Here is a 19,337-nt window from a genome sequence, read left to right as displayed (position 1 = left end):
GACGGCGAAGGCCGACGTTGGACGATGTCGCCGACGCCGTCGGGGTGTCGCGGGCGACCGTGTCCAACGCCTACAACCGGCCCGATCAGCTGTCCGCCCAGCTGCGCGAAGAGGTGCTTCGCGCGGCCAAGAAGATCGGGTACGCGGGGCCGAACCCGACCGCGCGCAGTCTCGCCACCAGCCGCACCGGCGCGATCGCCGTCCTGCTCGACACGAACCTTTCGACGGCGTTCTCGGATCCCGCGTTGTCGCTCACCCTCGACGCGCTCTCGACCGTCGTCGACCCCGAGGGCCACGCCCTCCTGCTGCTCCCCGGCGACGGCGAGAGCGGCGGCCCGCGTGCGGAGCGGATCCTGACCGCGCAGGCCGACATCGCGGTGGCGTATTCGCTGGCCGACGGCGCGCCTGCGCTGAACGCGGTCCGCGACCGCGGGATGCCGCTGGTGGTGATCGACCAGCCGCATATCCGCGGTTCGGCCAGGATCGGCGTCGCGGACCGGGCGGGCGCGGCCGCCGCGGCCCGGCATCTGGTGGAACTCGGGCACCGGCGGATCGGGATCTTCTCGGCGCAGTGCCTCTCGGCGCCCCGTGGCGGGGAATTGAGCGTGGCCGAGGCAGGGAACAGCCGGTTCCACGACAACCGCGAGCGGATGGCCGGCTACCTGGAGACGCTGGCCGAGGCTGGAATCCCGGCGGCGGACGTGCCGATCTGGGAGGCGTCCGGGCTCTCGGTCGAGGGCGCGCTGCCGAGTGCGTTCGGCCTGCTCGACCGGCACCCGCGGCCGACGGCGCTGCTGTGCATGTCGGATCTGCTGGCGCTGGCGGCGATCTCGGCGGCCAGGCATCTCGGCCTGTCGGTGCCGGGTGATCTTTCGGTCGTGGGCTTCGACGACGTCCCGCCCGCCCGGTGGTCCGAACCACCGCTGACGACCATCCGGCAGGATCTCGCCGTCAAGGGCCGGGCGGCCGGTGAACTGGTGCTGGGCCTGCTGCGCGGGGAGAAGGCCCCCGCCCCCGCCGAGATACCCGCCGAACTGGTCGTCAGGGACTCCACCGCGCCCGCGTAGCAGCCGATTTCGGAGAACACAAGGCGCTTCCGGCGATATGTGGACAACTCGCCCCGATCGAGCGGCGCACAACTACTTATCCACAGAAGTAGAAATGCGGGCAGACAAAGCCTTCCCCGCGCGCCATCGTGGAATCACACATTCACCGACGGCGATCCAGCCGCCGATTCACGGGGGAGAACCCAGCCATGCAACGACGTTTGACGAACCTGCGCGCCCGCCTCCCGCACGTGCTCCTGCTCGCCCTGGCGGGCTTGCTGACCAGCGCCGGAGTCGCCGGTGCCGCCACCGCGCCGCCCCAGCCCGACTGCCAGAAGGGCGAGTTCTGCGTATGGGGCGCGGAATCGTACGGCGGCGCGGTGCACAAATTCGACCTGCGCACCTCCAATCCCGAGGAATGCATTCCCCTGCCCGAAGGCTTCGACGGGCATTCGTTCGTCAACCGGCTGAGCCGTGACGTGACGATTTACCAGAGCGAGGAATGCACGACGGAGGGAGATTTCATCACCTATCCGGGTGGCGGCACCTACGTACCCCAGGGACCGTTCGTGATCCGCGCCCTCAAGATCTGGGACTGACCACCCCGGCGGTTCGTGCCGGTCGCTCGCGGGAGAGTCGACTCGCGACCTGCACGAACCCAGGGGCCGCTCCCCCGAAGCGGCCCCGGCCCGTGAGCGCGTCACCCCGCGTCGTGACGCGCTCACGGGTGTTCCAAAAAACGGTGGGCTCGACCTGAAACGATCTGGCGGTGTCGAACGATCGACAGGTTGGCGACGGCTAAGCTGCCGATGCTGGGCGACACCCAACGTCGCCGACGTCGGCCCTCGTAGCTCAGCTGGATAGAGCAAGAGCCTTCTAATCTCTAGGTCGCAGGTTCAAGTCCTGCCGGGGGCACGTCGCAGACAGGGAAGCCCTGGTCACACAAGTGGCCAGGTGCTTCTCTTCCCTGGCCACCAGAGCCGCGGCGCCCTGGTTGATGTCCGGACCTCTGAGCACGCTCTCGTAAGCCCACCTCGTGACCCGGATCACTGCACCACGGAACCCGCCGACTCCTCGGTCAAAGCCCGCCGAGATTTCCCAGTCCATTGCCAGTAATTCACCCGATACCGTGCGCGTGTTCCGAGGCGCGTCCTTGCTCGGCGATTCCACCGAGTACCACGCGAATTCCGTTCAGTCGACCACGCTCAGCCAGTCGACGACGACATCGTCGGAGTGTGGCGCTACTTCCTGATCAGATGGCATCCCGTGGTCAAGGACATGACCGTGTTCTTGCCCGACCCGACCGACAGCTGCGCGCCCAACTCGTCGGTCAGGGTGAGCAGCGCGTCTCCGGCCTGATTCACGTCGAGTGTCACGGTGGTGAACCCGGATCCGGCCGCGACCTCGCGCACCACCTGTTTCACCTGATCCCACCGTTCGAGCAACGAGGTCGGCGCGTACCAACGTGTCAGGAACTTCTTGGCCGCTTCCTGCTCGGTCAACGCAGGGAACTGCGGTGCGCATCCACTGAACTCGGTCGAACCGGCTTCCTCAGTCCACTGCGTGACACCGAAGTCGGTGGTGAGCCGCTCCCGGATCGCAGTGCGAAGCTTCTCGTAACCAACGACGGCCTCGTCCAACGTCGACCGAGTCGCCAATTGCGCGTGCTGCTGTTGTTTCGACATGGAGGGTCCCGTGGGTTGTGGGTCGAGATACTCATGACCGTCGCCGCACCCGGCCAGCAGCACGGCAGCGGTCAGCACGGACATGATCGGCCCTACTCGTGACGACACGTGATCAACTTCCTAGTGGGCGTGGACCGCCAGCAGCGGCCTGCCGGCCACGATCGCGGCGATATTGTGCTTGCTGGTGCTATCGACACCCTCCGGAGTGGTCCGGGTGTATTCGCTGTGCCCGTGCGATGCGGCGAGCGGGCTGCCGTCCGGTCCGGTGGCCGCGTCCGCCGAGAGCTGGTTCATGCCCTCCATCGCGTACGGGGCACGCCCATACCGCCAGATCTCCGGAGCGTACTGCGCGACATCGTCCCCGTCGGCCTTGATGTTGTACGCATGCCCATCGGGGACCTTCAGATCACGTGCGGTGTTGTCCGCGCCGAAATGGTCCGCCACACCAGGCGAGCCGAACACCACCGCGTCATCGACCCCGGTACCGCCGTGCGTGAGACTGATTCCCGTCACGATCGAACCTTGCGAATGCCCCAACGCGGTCAAATGCGGGTCTGTCAGGCGCGAAGCGTTGATGCCCTGGTCGAACTTCGCGAGTTTGTCCCCGCCGAAAGCGGCGTTCTCGCCGGTGGCCAACCCCAAAAGGGAGCTGGGGTCGTCGCCGGTGCTCGGCTCGTAGCCGATCCAAGTCACCGTGGCGACGTTCGCCATGTCACCGCCACGGCGAAGCATGTCCTCCGCGCTGTGCCGGATACCTTGCATGTCGTTGACATAGCCCGGCATGTTCCCGTCCACCGTGGAGTTCATACCCGGGGTGAACACCGCGACATGCTCGGCGGTGTCGACATCACCGTTGGCGATCGCGGCCTTCGGGTGGTCACCGGTCAGGTCCAGCGACATCAGTTGCCGGTTCGGGTTCAGGGTCCCGTCTGGGTTGTGCATCATCCCGGTGATCGAATCGATCGCCTTCACACGCTGCTCCAGGCGCGCGATCTCGTCAGAGTCGCCGTCCTCCCGGCGAAGCCGCTCCAGCTCCGTGGCGAATCCACGTTTCCGCTGCTCGAGCAGGTTCAGGTTCGCGGTGCTGCGGTCAGCGGCCTTCACACCGTCGCGGTTGCCCACCCAATCGGGGTGCTGGGCGATCAACTGCTTGCGCTGGGTCTCGGACAGGGCAGCCCACCAGGCCGCGTTCGTCGACGGATCCGCTCCGACCGGAGGAGGCGCCAAAACCGACAAGGCACCGTTCACGGCCCCGGAGTTGCCTGCAGCGGCCAGGCTGGTGTTGTCGTTTCCCGTGGCGTCGATGACGTTCCCAGCCTCGATCCGCCCGAGCACCGCACACATGTCGTCGTCGATGTCAGTGGCTTGCCGCAAGACCTGCTCGACCCGGTCTTTCAGTTCCTCCGCGAGCCGAGCACGTTCCTCAGCGACCAACCGCGCCTGCTCCGGCGGCACATCCGGAACACCCTTGTCGACGATCCCGCCATCGACGGCGATCGTGAAGTGATTGCCCGAGGCGATCGCTTCGGCCTCCCGCACACCGTTCCGCACACCGGTGATCGCGTCCCCCGTATCCCCGGCCGCTCGACGCAGCGCCGCGATGTCGGCGGCGTACTCCTCGAGACCATCGATGATCTCGTTCACTTCGGCCGCCGCCGCGCCGGCCGCGTCACCATGCCAGCCCTCAGGGCTGTTGATGTCGCGCAGATCGTCCGAACACGCCACCAGCTTGTTGTAGGCGGCATTGATCGCTCCGACGGCTTCCTGCAGCACCGCCGGATTCCAGCGCTTCGCCTCATCCCATGTGACCATCAGCTCGGCCTCACCGGGCCCGATGGCCGCACGCTCAAATCCGCCACCGCGGCATCTTCACGAGCCGCATAGTGATCGGCGGCCTTCGCCATATTCCCGGCGTGGGTATCGAGCCGGGCTTCGAAGCGCGCCTGCCGAGACACCAGCACATGCTTGACCCGAGCCATCGCCAGCGCCGCCCGCGACCCTGGCATGCCGAGATCACCGGTCGGCACCGCGGCCGGACATCCAGCTCCGCGTAAGCCCTCGACAACCCTTCCGGCGGCCTGACCGGTACCGCGAATCCTGTCGACCACCACCTGATAACCCGTCACAAACGCCTCCCCGCCGTTGGTAACCACTTGTCACCCTACGGCAGCAAAGCGTATTCACTCAACCCATCGGACCACCTGTGAACAGCGAAAACAGTGCTTCGAGCGGATCTACCCAAGGCCAGGTAAGTAGCACTACGCAATCGCGGGCCCGGGCACCTTGTCCTCAAGAGATGGATTCGCATCCAGCAAAGGGGTCCGGTCGGAACGCGGGTTCCGGTGAAGTCACCCGACCCCGGCGCCGGGCGCTATAGGTTGTGCGCATGTACGTGCCGACGCCGACGCAGCGCGCCTCTCAGCCGACCACAGGGCCCTGGTGGCTGCTCATCGGCCCAGGGTTCGCCGCGCTCATCGGTTTGTTCCTGCTCACCGTGATCTACCGCTTCGACGGCGAGTCGCCGCTGCAGATCGACCTGGGCATATCCGGCCAGTCCCTGCTGCTGAACGGTGTCGTCGCGTACGTCGTCGCGGCCGCGCTCGCCTTCCCGGCCGGTCTGCTGCTCGGCGGGCGCTTCCCGACGTCGGTGACCGTGCCCGCGCTCGTCTTCATGCTGCTGGGCGTGGTGCTGGTCGCCTTCATGCCCAGCAGCGGCCTGCTCCTGGTCGGCCGGGTGCTGAACGGGCTCGGCGCGGGCGCCGTCCTCGGCGTGACGGTCGCGCTGATCCGCCGGCTTCAGGCCGGTCGCGGCGTCGCGGCCGGGGTGACGGCCGGGCTCGGGGTGCTCGCCTTGGTGATCGCGCCGGTCCTCGGTGGTCTGCTGTCGGACGCCACCGGCTTCCGGGTGGTCTTCATCGTGGCCGCGCTGTTCGTGTTCGTCGCGCTCGTGGTCGCCGGGATCCTCGGCATCGTCGCGCTGGCCAAGCCGAAACCGCTGCCGTACGCCGGACCTTCAGTCTCCGAGACCCCGCAACGCCACTAGCACGTCGTCCGGCACAGCGAGGCCTGCTTCCACTTCCGACACCTTGGCGGCCACGCGGCGGTATGTCGCGCGGCCACGCGCGCTGAGGTGGACGAGCACGCGACGTCTGTCGGCGGCGTCGACCTCGCGATAGGCCTGCGCGGTGGTGACCAGCTTGTCGACCACCCTGGTCAGCGTCGGGGCGGTGGCGAGCGTCCGGTCGGCGAGGTCGGCCATGGCGAGGCCGCCCTTACCGCTCAGCGCGTCCAGCACCAGCCACTGGTCCAGGGTGAGACCTTCCTTGGCGAGCACCTGCTCGACCCGGGCGGCGACGGCCCGGGCGGCGCGGGTGAGCGAGCCGGTGAGCGACGTTCCGGCGGTCGTGACGCCGCGTGTCCCCATATCCCGTCCCCTTGCCAAAACCGGACACCCTCGCAATACTTCCAGGTGAAAGCACTTTGACCTTACCGGGCCACCGCACGGAGCGCCATGCCCCTACGCCTCGCCACCCGGCCCCGCGACGACACCTGGCGTGTGGCCATGGTGGTCCCGTTGCAGGGGCCCGCCGGGCTGTTCGGCCCGTCGTGCGAGACGATCACGGACCTGGCCGTCCACGAGCTCAACGAATCCGGCGGCATCCTCGGCAGGCAGGTCGAGGCCGAGGTGGTCGACGGCGGTGGCACCCCTGCCGAAGTAGCCGGCGACTTGCGGCGGCTGGTCGACACAGGGCGGGTCGACGCGGTGAGCGGCTGGCACATCTCGTCGATCCGGCACGCGCTCGCGCCTGTCGTGGCCGACAGGATCCCGTACGTGTACACGTCGCTCTACGAAGGCGGCGAACGCCGCTCGGGCATCTTCTGCACGGGCGAGACACCGCGCTGCCAGATCGAGCCGGCGTTGCGCTGGCTGCGCGATCATCTCGGCGCCCGGCGCTGGTTCGTCGTCGGCGACGACTACGTCTGGCCGCACAGGTCGACCCGCGCGATCCGGCAGTACGCCAAGGATCTCGATCTGCGCATCACCGGCGAGGCGTTCGTCGGGCTCGGAGCGGGCGATATGTCCACAGTGGTCCGCAAGATCGAACAGTCCACAAGCGACGGTGTGCTCATGTTGCTGGTCGGACAGGACGCGGTGCGCTTCAACCGCGCCTTCGCCGCGCACGGGCTCAGCGACCGGCTGGTCCGGTTCAGCCCGCTCATGGAGGAGAACATGCTCCTGGCGAGCGGCGCGAACGCCACCGGCAACCTCTACGTCTCCGCCGCCTACTTCCGGTCCATGGTCACCGCCGACGCGATGGACCTGCTCGGCCGCTACGTCGACCGCAATGGCCCCGGCGCCCCGGCATTGAACAACGCCGCCGAATCCTGTTACGAGGGGCTGCACACGCTCGCGGAACTCGTCCGCCGGGCGGGGACGTCGGAGCTTCCCGCGCTCAACGCGGCGATCGACGGCGTCGCCTATCACGGCCCTCGCGGCACGATCGAATTCCGCGGGCAGCAGGCCGATCAGCACGTCCATCTCGCGGTCGCCGACGGGTACGACTTCGAAGTCCTCACCAGGCTCTGAAATCCACCCCCTTGACTCGCCCCGGCACACCACATACTTTCATTTGAAATTATTCCATGTGACGTCGATTACGCGGAGGTGAGCATGGGCGACGTGGGCCTGCTCTACGTCGGCGCCGCTCTGATGATCAACGGCCTGATGCTGCTCGGCCGGATACCGCCGCGGTCGGCGGCGGTGCTGAACCTGTTCGTCGGCGCCCTCCAATGCGTCACCCCGACCGTGCTGATCGTGCAGGCGGGCGGCGACCAGGACGCGATCCTGGCCGCGTCCGGCCTGTACCTGTTCGGTTTCACCTATCTGTACGTCGGCATCGCGAACCTCGCGGACCTGGCACCCGAAGGCATCGGCTGGTTCTCGCTCTTCGTGGCGGGTGCGGCCGTGGTGTACGCGGGCATCGCCTTCTGGCACGACGGCGATCCCGTGTTCGGTGTCATCTGGCTGTCCTGGGCGCTGTTGTGGACCTTGTTCTTCCTGGTTCTCGGTCTCGGAAAGAAGCAGCTGACGCGGTTCACCGGCTGGACCGCCCTGCTGCTCAGCCAGCCGACGTGCACGGTGCCCGCCTTCCTCGGCCTCACCGGCGTTTACCCGTCCTGAAAACCGTTCGGAGAAAAGGAGTCTTCATGCGACACGGTGACATTTCCGCCAGCCCGGACACGGTCGGCGTCGCGGTGGTCAACTACAAGATGCCGCGGCTGCACACCAAGGCCGAAGTCCTCGCCAACGCCCGCAAGATCGCCGAAATGGTGGTGGGCATGAAATCCGGCCTTCCCGGCATGGACCTCGTGGTGTTCCCCGAGTACTCGACGCAGGGCATCATGTACGCCCCCAAGGAAATGTACGAGACCGCCGCGACGATTCCCGGCGAGGAGACCGAGATCTTCGCCGCCGCGTGCCGTGAGGCCCAGACGTGGGGCGTCTTCTCCATCACCGGTGAGCGGCACGAGGACAACCCGAACAAACCGCCGTACAACACGCTCGTGCTCATCAACGACCGCGGCGAGATCGTCCAGAAATACCGCAAGATCCTGCCCTGGTGCCCGATCGAAGGCTGGTACCCCGGCGAGGACACCTACGTCAGCGACGGCCCCAAGGGCATGAAGATCTCGCTGATCATCTGCGACGACGGGAACTACCCGGAGATCTGGCGCGACTGCGCGATGAAGGGCGCCGAACTGATCGTGCGCTGCCAGGGCTACATGTACCCGGCCAAGGAGCAGCAGATCCTGATCGCCAAGGCGATGGCGTGGGCCAACAACTGTTACGTGGCCGTGGCGAACGCCGCCGGTTTCGACGGCGTGTACTCGTACTTCGGCCATTCCGCGATCATCGGCTTCGACGGGCGCACGCTCGGCGAGACCGGCGAGGAGGAATACGGGATCCAGTACGCGCAGCTTTCGGTTTCGGCGATCCGTGACGCGCGGACCTACGACCAGTCGCAGAACCACATCTTCAAGCTGCTGCACCGCGGTTACACCGGCGTGCAGGACGCGGACGAAGGCGACAAGGGGGTGGCGGACTGCCCGTTCGATTTCTACAAGCTCTGGGTCGCCGACGCCAAGAAGGCCCAGGAGAAGGTGGAGTCGATCACCCGCGACACCATCACTCCTCGGCATCCCTGACGAGGCGTGATGGGCCCTAGACTCGGCCCATGGACAGGATCGACAGCGGCAGCCGGACGATCGCCGCCCCGCCCGAGACCGTCTACCAGGCACTCCTCGACCGGGAGTCCCTCGAAGCCTGGCTGCCTCCCGAAGGTATGCGCGGCCGGATCGAACACTGGGATCCGCGGCCCGGCGGCGGTTTCCGGATGACCCTCACCTACCTCGACGCGTCCGCCGCGCCCGGCAAGTCGTCGGACGCGACGGACGTCGTCGAGGTCGGGTTCGCCGACCTGGTGCCCGCGGAACGCGTGGTGCAGAAGGCCGTCTTCGAGTCCGAAGACCCGGCGTTCGCGGGCACCATGACGATGACCTGGGAGCTGGCCGCCGCGGGTGACGGCACCGAGGTGACCGTCACCGCGACGGACGTGCCGTCCGGCATCGGCCAGGCCGATCACGAGGCCGGGATCGCCTCCTCGCTGGCCAACCTGGCTTCCTTCGCCGAGACGCGCTGACGACCGGACGCGATGATGATCGCGGCGAGCACGGCCATCACCAGCGGCACGACCAGCGCCGCCCGGTATCCGCCGAGCGCCACCTCGGGCGAACCACCGGCGCCGAGGGCGGCGACGTTGACGGCGGTCACCGCGGACAGCCCGAGCGCCGCGCCGAACTGGAACGCCGTGTACAGCAGACCGCCCGCGAGTCCCTGTTCGTCCTCGGCGATCCCGTCGGTGGCGACGATCGTCAGCGGACCGTAGGCGAGCGCGAAGCCCAGACCCAGGATGATCATCGACGGGAACATCGCCGCGTACGTCCAGTCCATGCCCAGCGGCAGGAAAAGCGCGTAGGACACGGCCGCGAGCACGAACCCGCCGAAGATCAGCCGCGTGTTGCCGAACCTCGCCACCAGCCTCGGGGTGAGCGTCGGCGCGAGGATCGCGTCGATCCCGACCGCCAGCAGCGCCAGGCTCGTCTCCAGCGTCGACCAGCCCCGGAGTTCCTGCAGGTACAGCGTGACCAGGAACTGGAACCCGAAGAACGAACCCGCGAACAGCAGGGCGCTGACGTTCGCCCGCACCAGGGGCCCCGACTTCAGGATGCCCAGACGCACCAGCGGCGCGGGCGAGCGGCGTTCGACGGACACGAAGGCCATCAGCGCGGCCACTCCCCCGGCGAACGAGGCCACGGTCCAGCCCCAGCCCTGCCCGGGGTGTTCCAACCGGACCACGGCGTAGGCGATCAGCAGCATCGCCATCGTGACGGTGACCGCTCCGGCGAAGTCCAGGCGACGCGGGCCGCGTTCGTCGTGAGCGGGTTCCTTGATCAGCCAGAGCGCGGCGAGCAGGATGATCGCGGACAGGATCACCGGCGTGAAGAACACCCAGCGCCAGTCGATCCTGGCCAGCAGGCCGCCGATGACGAGGCCGAGCGAGAAGCCGCCCGCCCCCGTGCCGGCGTAGAACAACAGGGCCTTGTTGCGCTTCGGACCCTCTTCGAAGCTCGTGGTGATGATGGACAGGCCAGCCGGGGTCATGAAGGCCGCCGCGACGCCGGTGACGAACCGGGCGAGCAGCAGCATCCAGCCTTCGGTGGCGAAACCGCCCAGCCCGGAGAAGACGAGGAACACCACCAGCCAGCCGACGAACATGCGGCGACGGCCGTACAGGTCGGCGGCGCGCCCGCCCAGCAGCATGAATCCGCCGTAGCCGAGCACGTAGGCGCTCACCACGCCGCTCAGCGTCGCGGTCGACAGGCCGAGTTCGGCCCGGATGGACGGCAGCGCCACGTTCAGCATCGCGACGTCGATGCCCTCCAGGAAGATGGCGCCGCACAGCACCAGGAGCACGCCCCAGGCCCGCCCGCCCATCCGGTCGGCGCGCGGAAGCGTTTGCGAGTTGCTCAAGATCGGATCTCCCTCAGTGAACGGGAACCGACGGTTACTCATCGGCCGGTCGGTTCCCTCTTGTAACCAAGGGGATCTTCCGTCACCATCGATGACCATGGAAGAAGGCACTTTGAACTCACCTAGTCGTTGTGAACTCACCGAGGAGGACTACGAGGCCTTCCAGTGGGACACGCGCGAGGACTGCGAGGTCCGCCAGATCCTGGACCGGGTGGCGGACAAGTGGTCGCTACTGGTGATCGCGCTGCTGGACCGCAACACCCTGCGGTTCACCGAGCTCAAGTACAAGATCGACGGCATCAGCCAGCGCATGCTCACCACCACGCTGCGCCACCTGGAACGCGACGGGCTCGTGAACCGGACCGTCTATCCGGTGGTGCCGCCCCGGGTCGAGTACGCGCTGACACCGCTGGGCATGACGCTGCACCAGACCATCCAGTCGCTGGTCACCTGGACCGAGGACCACCAGAGCGAAATCGCCCTCGCGCGCGCCCAGTACGACAAACGCGTCACCGCCTAGGGAGTCGCATGGCCAGGCTGTCCGGAGGGGATCCATCACTGCTGCGGCGGCTCAACGCCATCGCCGTCCTGCGCGCGCTGTACGCGGCCGAGGAGCTCACCCTCGCGGAACTGGTCAAGGCGAGCGAGGTCTCCCGGCCGACCGTCGAGGAGATCGCCGCGGACCTCGGCGAACAGGGCCTGGTCGAGGAGGTCCCGCTCTCCCCCGGCGCGCCACGGCCACGGGGCAGACCCGCCAAGCGGTACCGGTTCCGCCAGGAATCCGGGCACGTCGCCGGCCTCGAGATCGGCCCGCATCAGGCGTTGTGCCTGGTCGCCGACCTGCGGGGCGACGTCGTCGGACGGGCGAGCGCCGGGCTCACCCCGGAAACGGCCGCCGCGGACCGGCTCGGCGCCGCGCACCGGGTGCTCGGCACGGCCGTCGAAGGCCACACCAACGTACGGATGCTCGGCATCGGCACCACCGGTGTGGTGTCCGGCGGCAAGGTCGTCCACAACTACCGGCTTCCCGGCTGGACCGGCGTCGACCTGCCCGCGGAGTTCGGCGGCGGCTGCCCGGTACTGGCCGGGAACGACACCGACCTCGCGACCTTGGCCGAGCACTGGCGCGGCGCCGCGCACGGCCTCGACGACGTCGTCTACGTGCGGGCCGGGGCCGCCGTCTCGCTGGGCCTGCTGCTCGGCGGGAAACCGCACGCGGGCCACCACGGCGCGGCGGGCGAGATCGGCGCCCTGCGGCAGGCGGACGGGTTCGTCGAGCTCGTCGCCGCCACGGTCCTCGCCGTCGACCCCGAGCTGGTGGTGATCGGCGGCTCGGACGACCTGTTGACGGCGAGGCTGCGCGCCGAACTGGCCCGCCTGGCGCTGTTCCCGGTGCGCGTCGAGACGTCGGCGCTCGGCGAAGACGCGGTCGCGCTCGGCGCGGTCCGGCTGGCGCTGAGCCGGGTGGAGCGCGAACTGTTCAGCGTCGTGGACGTCGCCTGAGCAGGCTGATCGCCACGATCAGCACGGCCACCGCGCCACTGGTGAACAGCTGCGTCCGCGCGTCGGCGTCCGTCCACATGAGAACGAGGACGCCCGCCATGGCGAGCAGCGCGACCCAGCTGAGCCACGGGAAACCCCACATCCGCACCGGCAGGTCGGCGGCCGTGCCGTCGCGTTCCGCCGCCTTCCGCAAGCGCAACTGGGAGATGGCGACGAAGATCCAGACCAGCAGGATGTTCGCCCCGATGGCGTTGAGCAGGAACGGAAGCACGTGTTCGGGGGCGAGGAAGTTCAGCAGTACGGCCACGAAACCGAAGGCCACCGACGCGAGCACCGCCGTCCGCGGGACGCCCGTGCCGGACAGTTTCAGCATCGCGCGCGGCGCTTCGCCGCGTCCAGCCAAGGAGAACACCATCCGCGAGGCGCCGTACAGGTTCGCGTTGAGCGCCGAGAGCAGCGAGGTCAGCACGACGAAGCTCATCAGCAGCGCCGCCGACGGCACCCCGATCTTCTCCAGAATGGTGACGAAGGGGCTGGTGTTGGACGAAGCGGATTCCCACGGCAGCAACAGCACCATCAGCGCCACGGAACCGATGTAGAACAGCAGCAGCCGCACGATGACCGTGCGCGTGGTGCGGCGGATCGAACCAGCCGGGTCGTCGGACTCCGCGGCCGCGATGGTCACCAACTCCATGCCACCGAAGGAGAACGCGACCGCGAGCAGACCGGTCAGCACCCCTTGGAGGCCGTTGGGCAGGAACCCGCCGTGCCCGGTGAGATTGCTCAGGCCGACCGGCGTCGTCCCCGGCAGGATGCCGAACACCGCCAGCGTGCCGAGCACGAGGAAGGCGACCACGGCGGTCACCTTGATCGCGCCGAACCAGAACTCGAATTCCCCGAACGAGCGCACGGCGAACAGGTTCACCACGGTCAGCACCGCCATGAACAGCAGCACCCAGGTCCACTGGGGCACCTGGGGCAGCAGCCCGTTCGCGATCCCCGCGGCCGCGGTCGCCTCGGCGGCGACCACGACCACCAGCAGCGACCAGTACAGCCAGCCGACGGTGAACCCGGCCCACCGGCCGAGCGCCTTCTCCGCGTACACCGAGAACGAACCGCTGCTCGGCTCCGCGGCCGCCATCTCGCCCAGCATGCGCATCACGAGCACCATGAGCAGGCCCGCGACCACATAGGACAGCAGGATGCCGGGGCCCGCGGTCTTGATCCCCGCTCCGGTGCCGACGAACAGCCCGGCGCCGATCGCCCCGCTGATGGCCAGCATGGTGACGTGCCGCCGCCGGAACCCGGTGCCGAGCGATTTCGTCTCGATCGCGGTCACGGGTTCGGCGGGACCTGGTGCGGGCATGGCGGATCCATTCGTCTGCGGTACTGGCGAGCTCACCCGCGGGACAACTCTTCCAGCCGTTCGTGCAGCCGGTCGACGTGGTCCTCGCTTTCGGGCTTCATCAGCACGCTACGCAGGATCCTCGCGCCGTCCGCATCCGCGTCGACGCCGGTGTGACGCAGACCGAACTGCGCCTCGCCGATCCGCAGCGTGCTGAGGAACACCGGCTCCCTCGCCGCGGCCATGCCGGTGCGCAGGATCCGCGCGCTCTCCTCGTCGATCCTCGACAGCGAACGCGGCTCCGTCCGGGGGAAGTAGGTGACGATGTCGAGTTCCGGTGGCTGGTACAGGTCGAACCGCTCGGAGTCCTCCAGCAGCTTCGCCCACCGCAACGCCGCGCGGCGCCCGGCCGCGAGCACCCGGCCCAGCCCGTCGGGGGTGGGCGGCAGGACGCGGAAGGTGAGCCACAACGCGGCGGCGGCCGCGCCCGCCCGCGAGCATTCGAGGCTGATCTCGCCGAGATGCAGGTCTTCCGACGTGAAGTAGGTGTACGGCGAATCGTGCAGGAAGAACCGGCCCACCCCGGGATCCTTGAACAGCACCGCGCCGCAACCGTAGGGCTGGAGGCCGTGCTTGTGCGGATCGATGACGATCGAGTCGGCCTCGGCGATGGCCAGCCACGGGGCTTCGGGCAGCCCCTCGGGACCGTCCAAACCGGACAGAAGCCGGAAGAATCCCCCGTAGGCGGCGTCGACGTGCACCCGGACGCCGTACCGTTCGCGCAGCGCCAGCGCTTCGTGGATCGGCTCCACCGTGCCCAGCGCGGTCGTCCCGGCGGTGAGGACGACGGTGCCGATCTTCCCGGTGCGCAGCAGATCTCCGAGCGCGTCGAGGTCCATCGCGCCGCGCGCGTCGACGGGAACCGTATGCCCCTCGACACCGAGGACGCCGCACATCCGTCCGTGCGTGTAGTGCGCCTCGGCGCTGTACGCGATCCCCTTGCCCGGATGCGTTTCCCGAGCGACGAACAGCGCCTCGAGGTTCGCGATCGTGCCGCTGGTGGTCAGATGCCCCAGATGTTCCGGGTAGCCGAACATCGTGGCCAGTGCCTGGACGACCTCACGTTCCATCTCGGCCGTCGCGGGACCGCCGTCGAGCGCGTGGTTGTTGGGGTTGACCAGCATCGCGGTCAGGTAGCCGACCACGGCGGCCGGATGCGGCGGTTTGAGCATCTGGCCGGCGTAGGACGGGTGGAAGAACGGGTAGTTGTCCTTCAGGCGCTCGGTGAGCTCCTCGAACGCGGTCTCGAACCGCCCGTCGGAGATCTCCAGCGACGGATGCGGCCGGACGGGGGCGAACGTCTCCGCCCACGCCTCGTTCGACGTCAACGCCTGACCGAGCCAGTACCGGAAGTCCATCAAGGGCGCCCTTCGCTTCGTTCGGCTCCAAAAAACGTAGGAGTCGCCGGAGGTCCCGCGCAACCGTCTTCGGTAGGGGCCGGGTCCTACCGGGCCCGCCGCTCTTCGCCCTTCTCCTCCAGTTGCCGGACGATCTCCCGCAGCGAAGCGGCCAGCTCGGTGCACTTCTCGGAGCTGAGCCGTTCGGTGACGAACGCTTCCTCCTGGTTGAACTCCGGGAAGAGCTCCCGCATCAGCCGCTCCCCTTCCGGCGTCAGCGCGAGCAGCACCAGCCGCCCGTCGACGGGGTGTTTGCGCCGGGTGACGAGGCCGTGCGCCTCCAGGGTCTTCATGACCCCGGTCAGCGTCCCCTTGGTGATCCCGGACTCCGCGGCGACGTGCCTGGTCTCCTTCTCGCCGAAGATCCACACCACCCAGAGCACCACGAACGCGGTCCAGGTGAGGCCCGCGGTGCGCAGTACCGAGTTCTCGAAATGCAGCCGGACCGCGGTCGCGGCGCGGTGGAGGTTGGCCACCGCCTCCATCCGCTCCCACAGCAGCGGGATACCGCCCAGTTTGGCCCGGACGGCGTTCTCGGTCTCGGCCAGCGTGTGATACCCGGTCAACAGCCACATCCTCACCGGCCCCGGAGGCACCAGCCCGGTGGGCACGCACCCCCGCGCACCCGCTCCGCAGATCGTATGCGGAACGGGCGGGAGTCCACAGTGGTCTTTCCGGGTTGCTCTTCGCTAAGCGGCGGACGCCAAGGGCTCCAGCAGAACCTGTCCTGTTTCGGACAATTCCGCGGGTACCCGGCTGCCGGGAACGCCACCGTCCGGCATCCGGATCAGGCCGGCGTGGGCCAGCCGGTGGGCCGTGCTCTGGTCACTGCACGGCAGGCCGTCGACGTAGAGATCGGGCTCCAGGCTGACGGTGATCTCGGCCCTGCCCTGTGCCACGGCTCGCAGCATGGCCAGGGCTCGCGCTGACCAGCCTTCGGGGTCTTGGGTGTTTTCGGTCATTCGGGGTCACTCCTCTGGCCTGAGGTTTTCCCGACGGCCAGGGTTCAAACATGGCTTCGGTCACCGTTGGGGCACGGCCGCGCGATGCTCGGCGATGTCGCCGAACAGGTCGCCCATCTCCTCGACGCGTTCGAGCACCTGCTCGGCGGTGAACAGCAGGTCGGCGGCCTTGCGGCAGGCTTCGACCTCCTCCCAGGTCACCGGCGTGGAGACGGTCGGGACGGCACGGCCGCGCAGTGAGTACGGCGCGATGGTGGTCTTGGCGGTGTTGTTCTGGCTCCAGTCGATGAACACGCGGCCGGGGCGGATGGCCTTCGTCATCTTGGCGACGATGGTCTCCGGTGACCGGCGCGCGAGCTCCTCCGCGACGGCCTTGGCGTACTCGGAGGTGCGTTCGCCGGAGCGCGTGCGCACCGGGCAGTACAACTGCATTCCCTTGTTGCCGCTGGTCTTCGCGTACACCGTTAGCCCGTCTCCGATGAGCAGGTCGCTGAGCGTCTCGGCCACCCGGCAGCAGTCGACGACGTCCGCGGGCGGCCCGGGATCGAGGTCGAACACCAGCAGATCGGGTGATTTCCGAGCACCGCGCGGGCCGACGGTCCACTGTGGAATGTGCAGTTCCAGCGCGGCGAGATTGGCCGCCCACATCAGCGTCGGGAGATCGCCGACCACCGGGTAGTCGAGCGTCTCCTCCCCGCCCCGGCGGCCGCGGTTGGTGAGCCGCGCGGTGCGCACCCAGTCGGGCGCGTGACGGGAAACGTTCTTCTCGTAGAACGGTTCGCCGTCGACACCGTCGGGGAACCGGCGGAAGGTGGCGGCGCGGTCGCGCAGATGCGGGAGCATCACCGGGGCTATCCGGCGGTAGTAGTCGAGGACCTCGCGTTTGGTGAAACCGTGCGCGGGATAGAGCACCTTGTCCAGATTGGACAGCCCCAGCCGCCGACCCTCGACCTCGACCGTTATCCGCTCCTCAGGCACCCTTCGACGATAGATCACCGGCGGGGTTTCCGGGGTACCGTGAGGCATGAGCACCGTGCCGGACGCGATCGCCCCGATGCTGGCGACCGACGGCGACCTGCCCACCGGCGGGTGGGGATACGAATACAAATGGGACGGCTACCGCTGCTGCCTGCGTGTCGCGCGCGACGGCGAGACGCGTCTGACCAGCCGCCGCGGGCTCGACATCACGGCGACGTACCCGGACGTCACCGGCGAAGCGCTCGATGGTCGCGAAGCCGTCCTCGACGGCGAGATCGTCGTGCTCGACGAGCAGGGCAGGCCCAGCTTCCCGCTGCTGCAGACCCGGCATCTGCGCACGCCGGACGCGTCGCTGCTGGAACGCAGCCCGGTGCACTTCTTCGCCTTCGACGTGCTGCTTCTCGACGGCGACGTCCTGCTCGACGAGCCGTACGAGGCCCGGCGCGAGGTGCTGACGTCCTTGGGCGCCGGCGGCCGCATCGCCATCCCACCGGGGTACACCGACGAGGACATCTCACCCGATCAGCTGCTCGACGTCGTCCGGCAGCACGGGCTCGAAGGCTTGATCGCGAAGAAGCTCGACAGCCGCTACTACCCCGGCAAGCGGACACGGCAGTGGATCAAACGGGCGCTGTGGCACACCCAAGAGGTCGTGATCGGCGGCTGGCGTCCCGGCGACGGACGGCGCTCGGGAACGCTCGGCGCGCTGCTGCTCGGCGCCCATGACGACGCCGGCGACCTGCGGTACATCGGCGACGTCGGGACCGGGTTCAGCGACAAGGTCCTCGAAGACCTGCATGCCCGGCTCACCCCGCTGGAGCGGAAGAAGCCGCCCTTCGCCTCGGAGGTCCCGCGCGATCGGGCGCGGCGCGTGCACTGGGTGGAGCCGGAACTCGTCGGCGAGGTCGTGCACCGGAACTGGACACCGGACGGCCGCCTGCGGCATACGACGTGGCGTGGTTTGCGGGCGGACAAGACGCCTGAGGACGTCAAGCTTCCGCCCTCTGGATGAAGCGCAGCAGATTGCCGGAGGGGTCGAGGAAGGCGCAATCGCGTACTCCTCCTGGCCGGTCGATCGGTTCCTGCATCACTTCGGCGCCCGCGGCTTCGATGCGCTCGAAGGTGCCGTCGCAGTCGTCGGTCGCGAAGACGAGCCGGTTCAGCAAGGCTTTGGACATCAGGTCCTCGATCGCGGACCGGTCGGCCGGTGAGGCACCGCGGTCCGCGCCGGGTGGTTCGAGGACGATCCGCACGTCCGGCTGCGAAGGCGGTCCGACGCTCACCGGTCCGTCACTCCACACGGTGAAACCGAGCACGTCACGATAGAAGCCGAGCGCGCCGCCGAGATCGTGGACGGCGAGCGTGCACGAGAAGAACCGGATCATTTGGCGCTGAGGAAGGCGATTTCGAGACCGCGGAGGCGTTCCGGGTCGGTGTCGATGTCGATCCTGGTGATCTTCCCGTCGTGAACGCTGAACGTGAAGACGGCCTTCGCCTCGCCGCGATGCGACCAGACGGCCGATGGATCCCCGCCGACCAGGGCCAGCCGGGCCGCCTCCGCGCGTCCGGAGAAGAAGGCCGCGACCGCGTGGCCGCCGCGGACCTCGCCGACCACGGCGTCCGGGTCGAGCACTTCGAGCAGGGCTTCGAAATCACCGTTCCGGGCTGCGGCCAGGAAGGCGGCGATGACCTCCCGCTTCGGGGATCGCGCGGCGTCGGTCTCGTCGGAAGCGGTCTGCACCCGGCGCCGGGCCCGGCTCGCGAGCTGCCGTGCGGCCGCCGGTGAACGGCCGAGGACGGTGCCGATCTCGCCGAACGACACGGCGAACACGTCATGCAGGACGAACGCGAGCCGCTCGGCGGGGTTCAGCTTGTCCAGGACCACCATCAGCGCGACACCGACCGAATCGGCCAGCAGCGCCTCGTCCTCAGGGCCTTCCTTGGCGACATCCGGCACGCCGGGCTCGGGCGGCATCGCCCCCGCGGACTCCTCCCGTCTGGCGCGGCGGGATTCCAGCATGTTCAGACAGACCCTGGCGACGACCGTGGTCAGCCAGCCCGCCGGATTCTCGATGTCGTCGGTGTCCGCGCGGCTGACCCGCAGCCACGCCTCCTGCACCGCGTCCTCGGCCTCCCCGGGCGAGCCGAGTATCCGGTAGGCCACCGCCCGCAAGCGACCTTGATGCTCGGCGAACCGCTCGCTCACCCAATCCTGCTCGGCCATCTGTCACATTCCTCCGTCCGGGTCTGTCACATCGAATGACCGGCG

22 protein-coding genes and 1 tRNA gene are annotated in these 19,337 nt (G+C 68.5%); 11 read left to right on the top strand and 12 right to left on the bottom strand.

The genetic code is table 11. The annotated features are described in order from the left end of the window. Positions 1-17: 17 nt before the first annotated feature. The 3 genes from ACSMFO_RS11045 to ACSMFO_RS11035 all read left to right on the top strand — a co-directional run bounded on the left by ACSMFO_RS11045 (position 18) and on the right by ACSMFO_RS11035 (position 1,961). Positions 18-1,067 carry a LacI family DNA-binding transcriptional regulator gene (locus ACSMFO_RS11045; RefSeq protein WP_436458780.1) on the top strand — a complete coding sequence of 350 codons (1,050 nt, stop codon included), beginning with the start codon at positions 18-20 and terminating at the stop codon, positions 1,065-1,067. A 188-nt stretch (positions 1,068-1,255) separates the two neighbouring features. Beyond that, positions 1,256-1,645 carry a peptidase inhibitor family I36 protein gene (locus ACSMFO_RS11040; RefSeq protein WP_360087435.1) on the top strand — a complete coding sequence of 130 codons (390 nt, stop codon included), beginning with the start codon at positions 1,256-1,258 and terminating at the stop codon, positions 1,643-1,645. Positions 1,646-1,887: 242 nt separating this feature from the next. Then, positions 1,888-1,961 (top strand) — tRNA-Arg (locus ACSMFO_RS11035). A gap of 326 nt (positions 1,962-2,287) precedes the next feature. Here ACSMFO_RS11035 and ACSMFO_RS11030 read toward each other — a convergent pair. Genes ACSMFO_RS11030 through ACSMFO_RS11020 form a run of 3 tightly spaced genes read right to left on the bottom strand, consistent with a single transcriptional unit; the run spans position 2,288 to position 4,884 of the window. Beyond that, positions 2,288-2,815, bottom strand: a complete 528-nt coding sequence (locus ACSMFO_RS11030) for an LppA family lipoprotein (protein WP_436458424.1) — start codon at positions 2,813-2,815, stop codon at positions 2,288-2,290. Between the two features lie 36 nt (positions 2,816-2,851). Next, positions 2,852-4,543 (bottom strand): alpha/beta hydrolase, encoded by a 1,692-nt coding sequence (locus tag ACSMFO_RS11025; protein WP_436458423.1) that lies wholly within the window; start codon positions 4,541-4,543, stop codon positions 2,852-2,854. Then, on the bottom strand, positions 4,543-4,884 hold the full coding sequence (locus tag ACSMFO_RS11020) for a hypothetical protein (RefSeq protein ID WP_436458422.1): 342 nt from the start codon (positions 4,882-4,884) through the stop codon (positions 4,543-4,545). Before ACSMFO_RS11020 ends, ACSMFO_RS11025 begins: the two co-directional genes overlap by 1 nt. A gap of 233 nt (positions 4,885-5,117) precedes the next feature. On the opposite strand from ACSMFO_RS11020, the gene ACSMFO_RS11015 reads away from it, so the two are divergent. Beyond that, positions 5,118-5,774: an MFS transporter gene (locus ACSMFO_RS11015; protein ID WP_436458420.1), complete on the top strand. Its 657-nt coding sequence runs from the start codon at positions 5,118-5,120 to the stop codon at positions 5,772-5,774. Here ACSMFO_RS11015 and ACSMFO_RS11010 read toward each other — a convergent pair. Continuing rightward, entirely contained in the window at positions 5,745-6,155 is a 411-nt protein-coding gene (locus tag ACSMFO_RS11010) for a MarR family transcriptional regulator (protein WP_360087423.1), read from the bottom strand. The genes ACSMFO_RS11015 and ACSMFO_RS11010 overlap by 30 nt on opposite strands. Before the next feature lie 87 nt (positions 6,156-6,242). Here ACSMFO_RS11010 and ACSMFO_RS11005 point away from each other — a divergent pair, with 87 nt between their 5' ends. The 4 genes from ACSMFO_RS11005 to ACSMFO_RS10990 all read left to right on the top strand — a co-directional run bounded on the left by ACSMFO_RS11005 (position 6,243) and on the right by ACSMFO_RS10990 (position 9,432). Next, the gene (locus ACSMFO_RS11005; protein WP_436458419.1) at positions 6,243-7,319 is read left to right on the top strand and encodes a substrate-binding domain-containing protein; all 1,077 of its coding nucleotides are present in this window, start codon (positions 6,243-6,245) and stop codon (positions 7,317-7,319) included. An 84-nt stretch (positions 7,320-7,403) separates the two neighbouring features. After that, positions 7,404-7,913: an AmiS/UreI family transporter gene (locus ACSMFO_RS11000; protein WP_436458417.1), complete on the top strand. Its 510-nt coding sequence runs from the start codon at positions 7,404-7,406 to the stop codon at positions 7,911-7,913. Positions 7,914-7,939: 26 nt separating this feature from the next. Then, complete coding sequence (locus ACSMFO_RS10995; RefSeq protein WP_436458415.1) at positions 7,940-8,938, top strand: aliphatic amidase; 999 nt, start codon at positions 7,940-7,942, stop codon at positions 8,936-8,938. 29 nt (positions 8,939-8,967) lie between these two features. After that, positions 8,968-9,432, top strand: coding sequence for an SRPBCC family protein (locus tag ACSMFO_RS10990; protein WP_378415135.1), 465 nt, complete (start codon positions 8,968-8,970; stop codon positions 9,430-9,432). Here the strand turns inward: ACSMFO_RS10990 and ACSMFO_RS10985 are convergent. Further along, positions 9,372-10,787, bottom strand: coding sequence for an MFS transporter (locus ACSMFO_RS10985; protein WP_436458779.1), 1,416 nt, complete (start codon positions 10,785-10,787; stop codon positions 9,372-9,374). The two genes, ACSMFO_RS10990 and ACSMFO_RS10985, sit on opposite strands and share 61 nt — an antisense overlap. Before the next feature lie 127 nt (positions 10,788-10,914). On the opposite strand from ACSMFO_RS10985, the gene ACSMFO_RS10980 reads away from it, so the two are divergent. After that, complete coding sequence (locus ACSMFO_RS10980; protein WP_083649928.1) at positions 10,915-11,343, top strand: winged helix-turn-helix transcriptional regulator; 429 nt, start codon at positions 10,915-10,917, stop codon at positions 11,341-11,343. Positions 11,344-11,351: 8 nt separating this feature from the next. Further along, positions 11,352-12,326, top strand: a complete 975-nt coding sequence (locus ACSMFO_RS10975) for an ROK family transcriptional regulator (RefSeq protein ID WP_436458413.1) — start codon at positions 11,352-11,354, stop codon at positions 12,324-12,326. Here ACSMFO_RS10975 and ACSMFO_RS10970 read toward each other — a convergent pair. The 5 genes from ACSMFO_RS10970 to ligD (ACSMFO_RS10950) form a co-directional block, all read right to left on the bottom strand. Beyond that, the gene (locus tag ACSMFO_RS10970; RefSeq protein WP_436458411.1) at positions 12,304-13,692 is read right to left on the bottom strand and encodes an amino acid permease; all 1,389 of its coding nucleotides are present in this window, start codon (positions 13,690-13,692) and stop codon (positions 12,304-12,306) included. The genes ACSMFO_RS10975 and ACSMFO_RS10970 overlap by 23 nt on opposite strands. 32 nt (positions 13,693-13,724) lie before the next feature. After that, positions 13,725-15,089: a pyridoxal phosphate-dependent decarboxylase family protein gene (locus tag ACSMFO_RS10965; RefSeq protein ID WP_436458409.1), complete on the bottom strand. Its 1,365-nt coding sequence runs from the start codon at positions 15,087-15,089 to the stop codon at positions 13,725-13,727. A gap of 86 nt (positions 15,090-15,175) precedes the next feature. Next, positions 15,176-15,703, bottom strand: coding sequence for a MarR family winged helix-turn-helix transcriptional regulator (locus tag ACSMFO_RS10960; protein ID WP_152611166.1), 528 nt, complete (start codon positions 15,701-15,703; stop codon positions 15,176-15,178). A gap of 114 nt (positions 15,704-15,817) precedes the next feature. After that, a complete protein-coding gene (locus ACSMFO_RS10955) occupies positions 15,818-16,090 on the bottom strand; it encodes a hypothetical protein (protein ID WP_436458408.1) in 273 nt (90 codons plus the stop codon). 60 nt (positions 16,091-16,150) lie between these two features. Then, positions 16,151-17,068, bottom strand: coding sequence for a non-homologous end-joining DNA ligase (gene ligD / locus ACSMFO_RS10950; RefSeq protein ID WP_038517417.1), 918 nt, complete (start codon positions 17,066-17,068; stop codon positions 16,151-16,153). A gap of 46 nt (positions 17,069-17,114) precedes the next feature. Here ligD (ACSMFO_RS10950) and ligD (ACSMFO_RS10945) point away from each other — a divergent pair, with 46 nt between their 5' ends. Beyond that, positions 17,115-18,080, top strand: a complete 966-nt coding sequence (gene ligD, locus ACSMFO_RS10945) for a non-homologous end-joining DNA ligase (protein ID WP_436458406.1) — start codon at positions 17,115-17,117, stop codon at positions 18,078-18,080. Here the strand turns inward: ligD (ACSMFO_RS10945) and ACSMFO_RS10940 are convergent. Next, on the bottom strand, positions 18,058-18,453 hold the full coding sequence (locus tag ACSMFO_RS10940; protein WP_436458405.1) for a VOC family protein: 396 nt from the start codon (positions 18,451-18,453) through the stop codon (positions 18,058-18,060). The genes ligD (ACSMFO_RS10945) and ACSMFO_RS10940 overlap by 23 nt on opposite strands. Then, positions 18,450-19,292, bottom strand: coding sequence for a sigma-70 family RNA polymerase sigma factor (locus tag ACSMFO_RS10935; RefSeq protein ID WP_436458403.1), 843 nt, complete (start codon positions 19,290-19,292; stop codon positions 18,450-18,452). The genes ACSMFO_RS10940 and ACSMFO_RS10935 overlap by 4 nt, the downstream gene beginning before the upstream one ends. Between the last annotated feature and the right edge of the window lie 45 nt (positions 19,293-19,337).

It is taken from the genome of Amycolatopsis sp. w19 (assembly GCF_051373225.1).
Taxonomy (GTDB): Bacteria; Actinomycetota; Actinomycetes; order Mycobacteriales; family Pseudonocardiaceae; genus Amycolatopsis; species Amycolatopsis japonica.
Note: the sequence above shows the minus strand (reverse complement) of the source record. Positions and strands in the feature narration are given on the sequence as shown.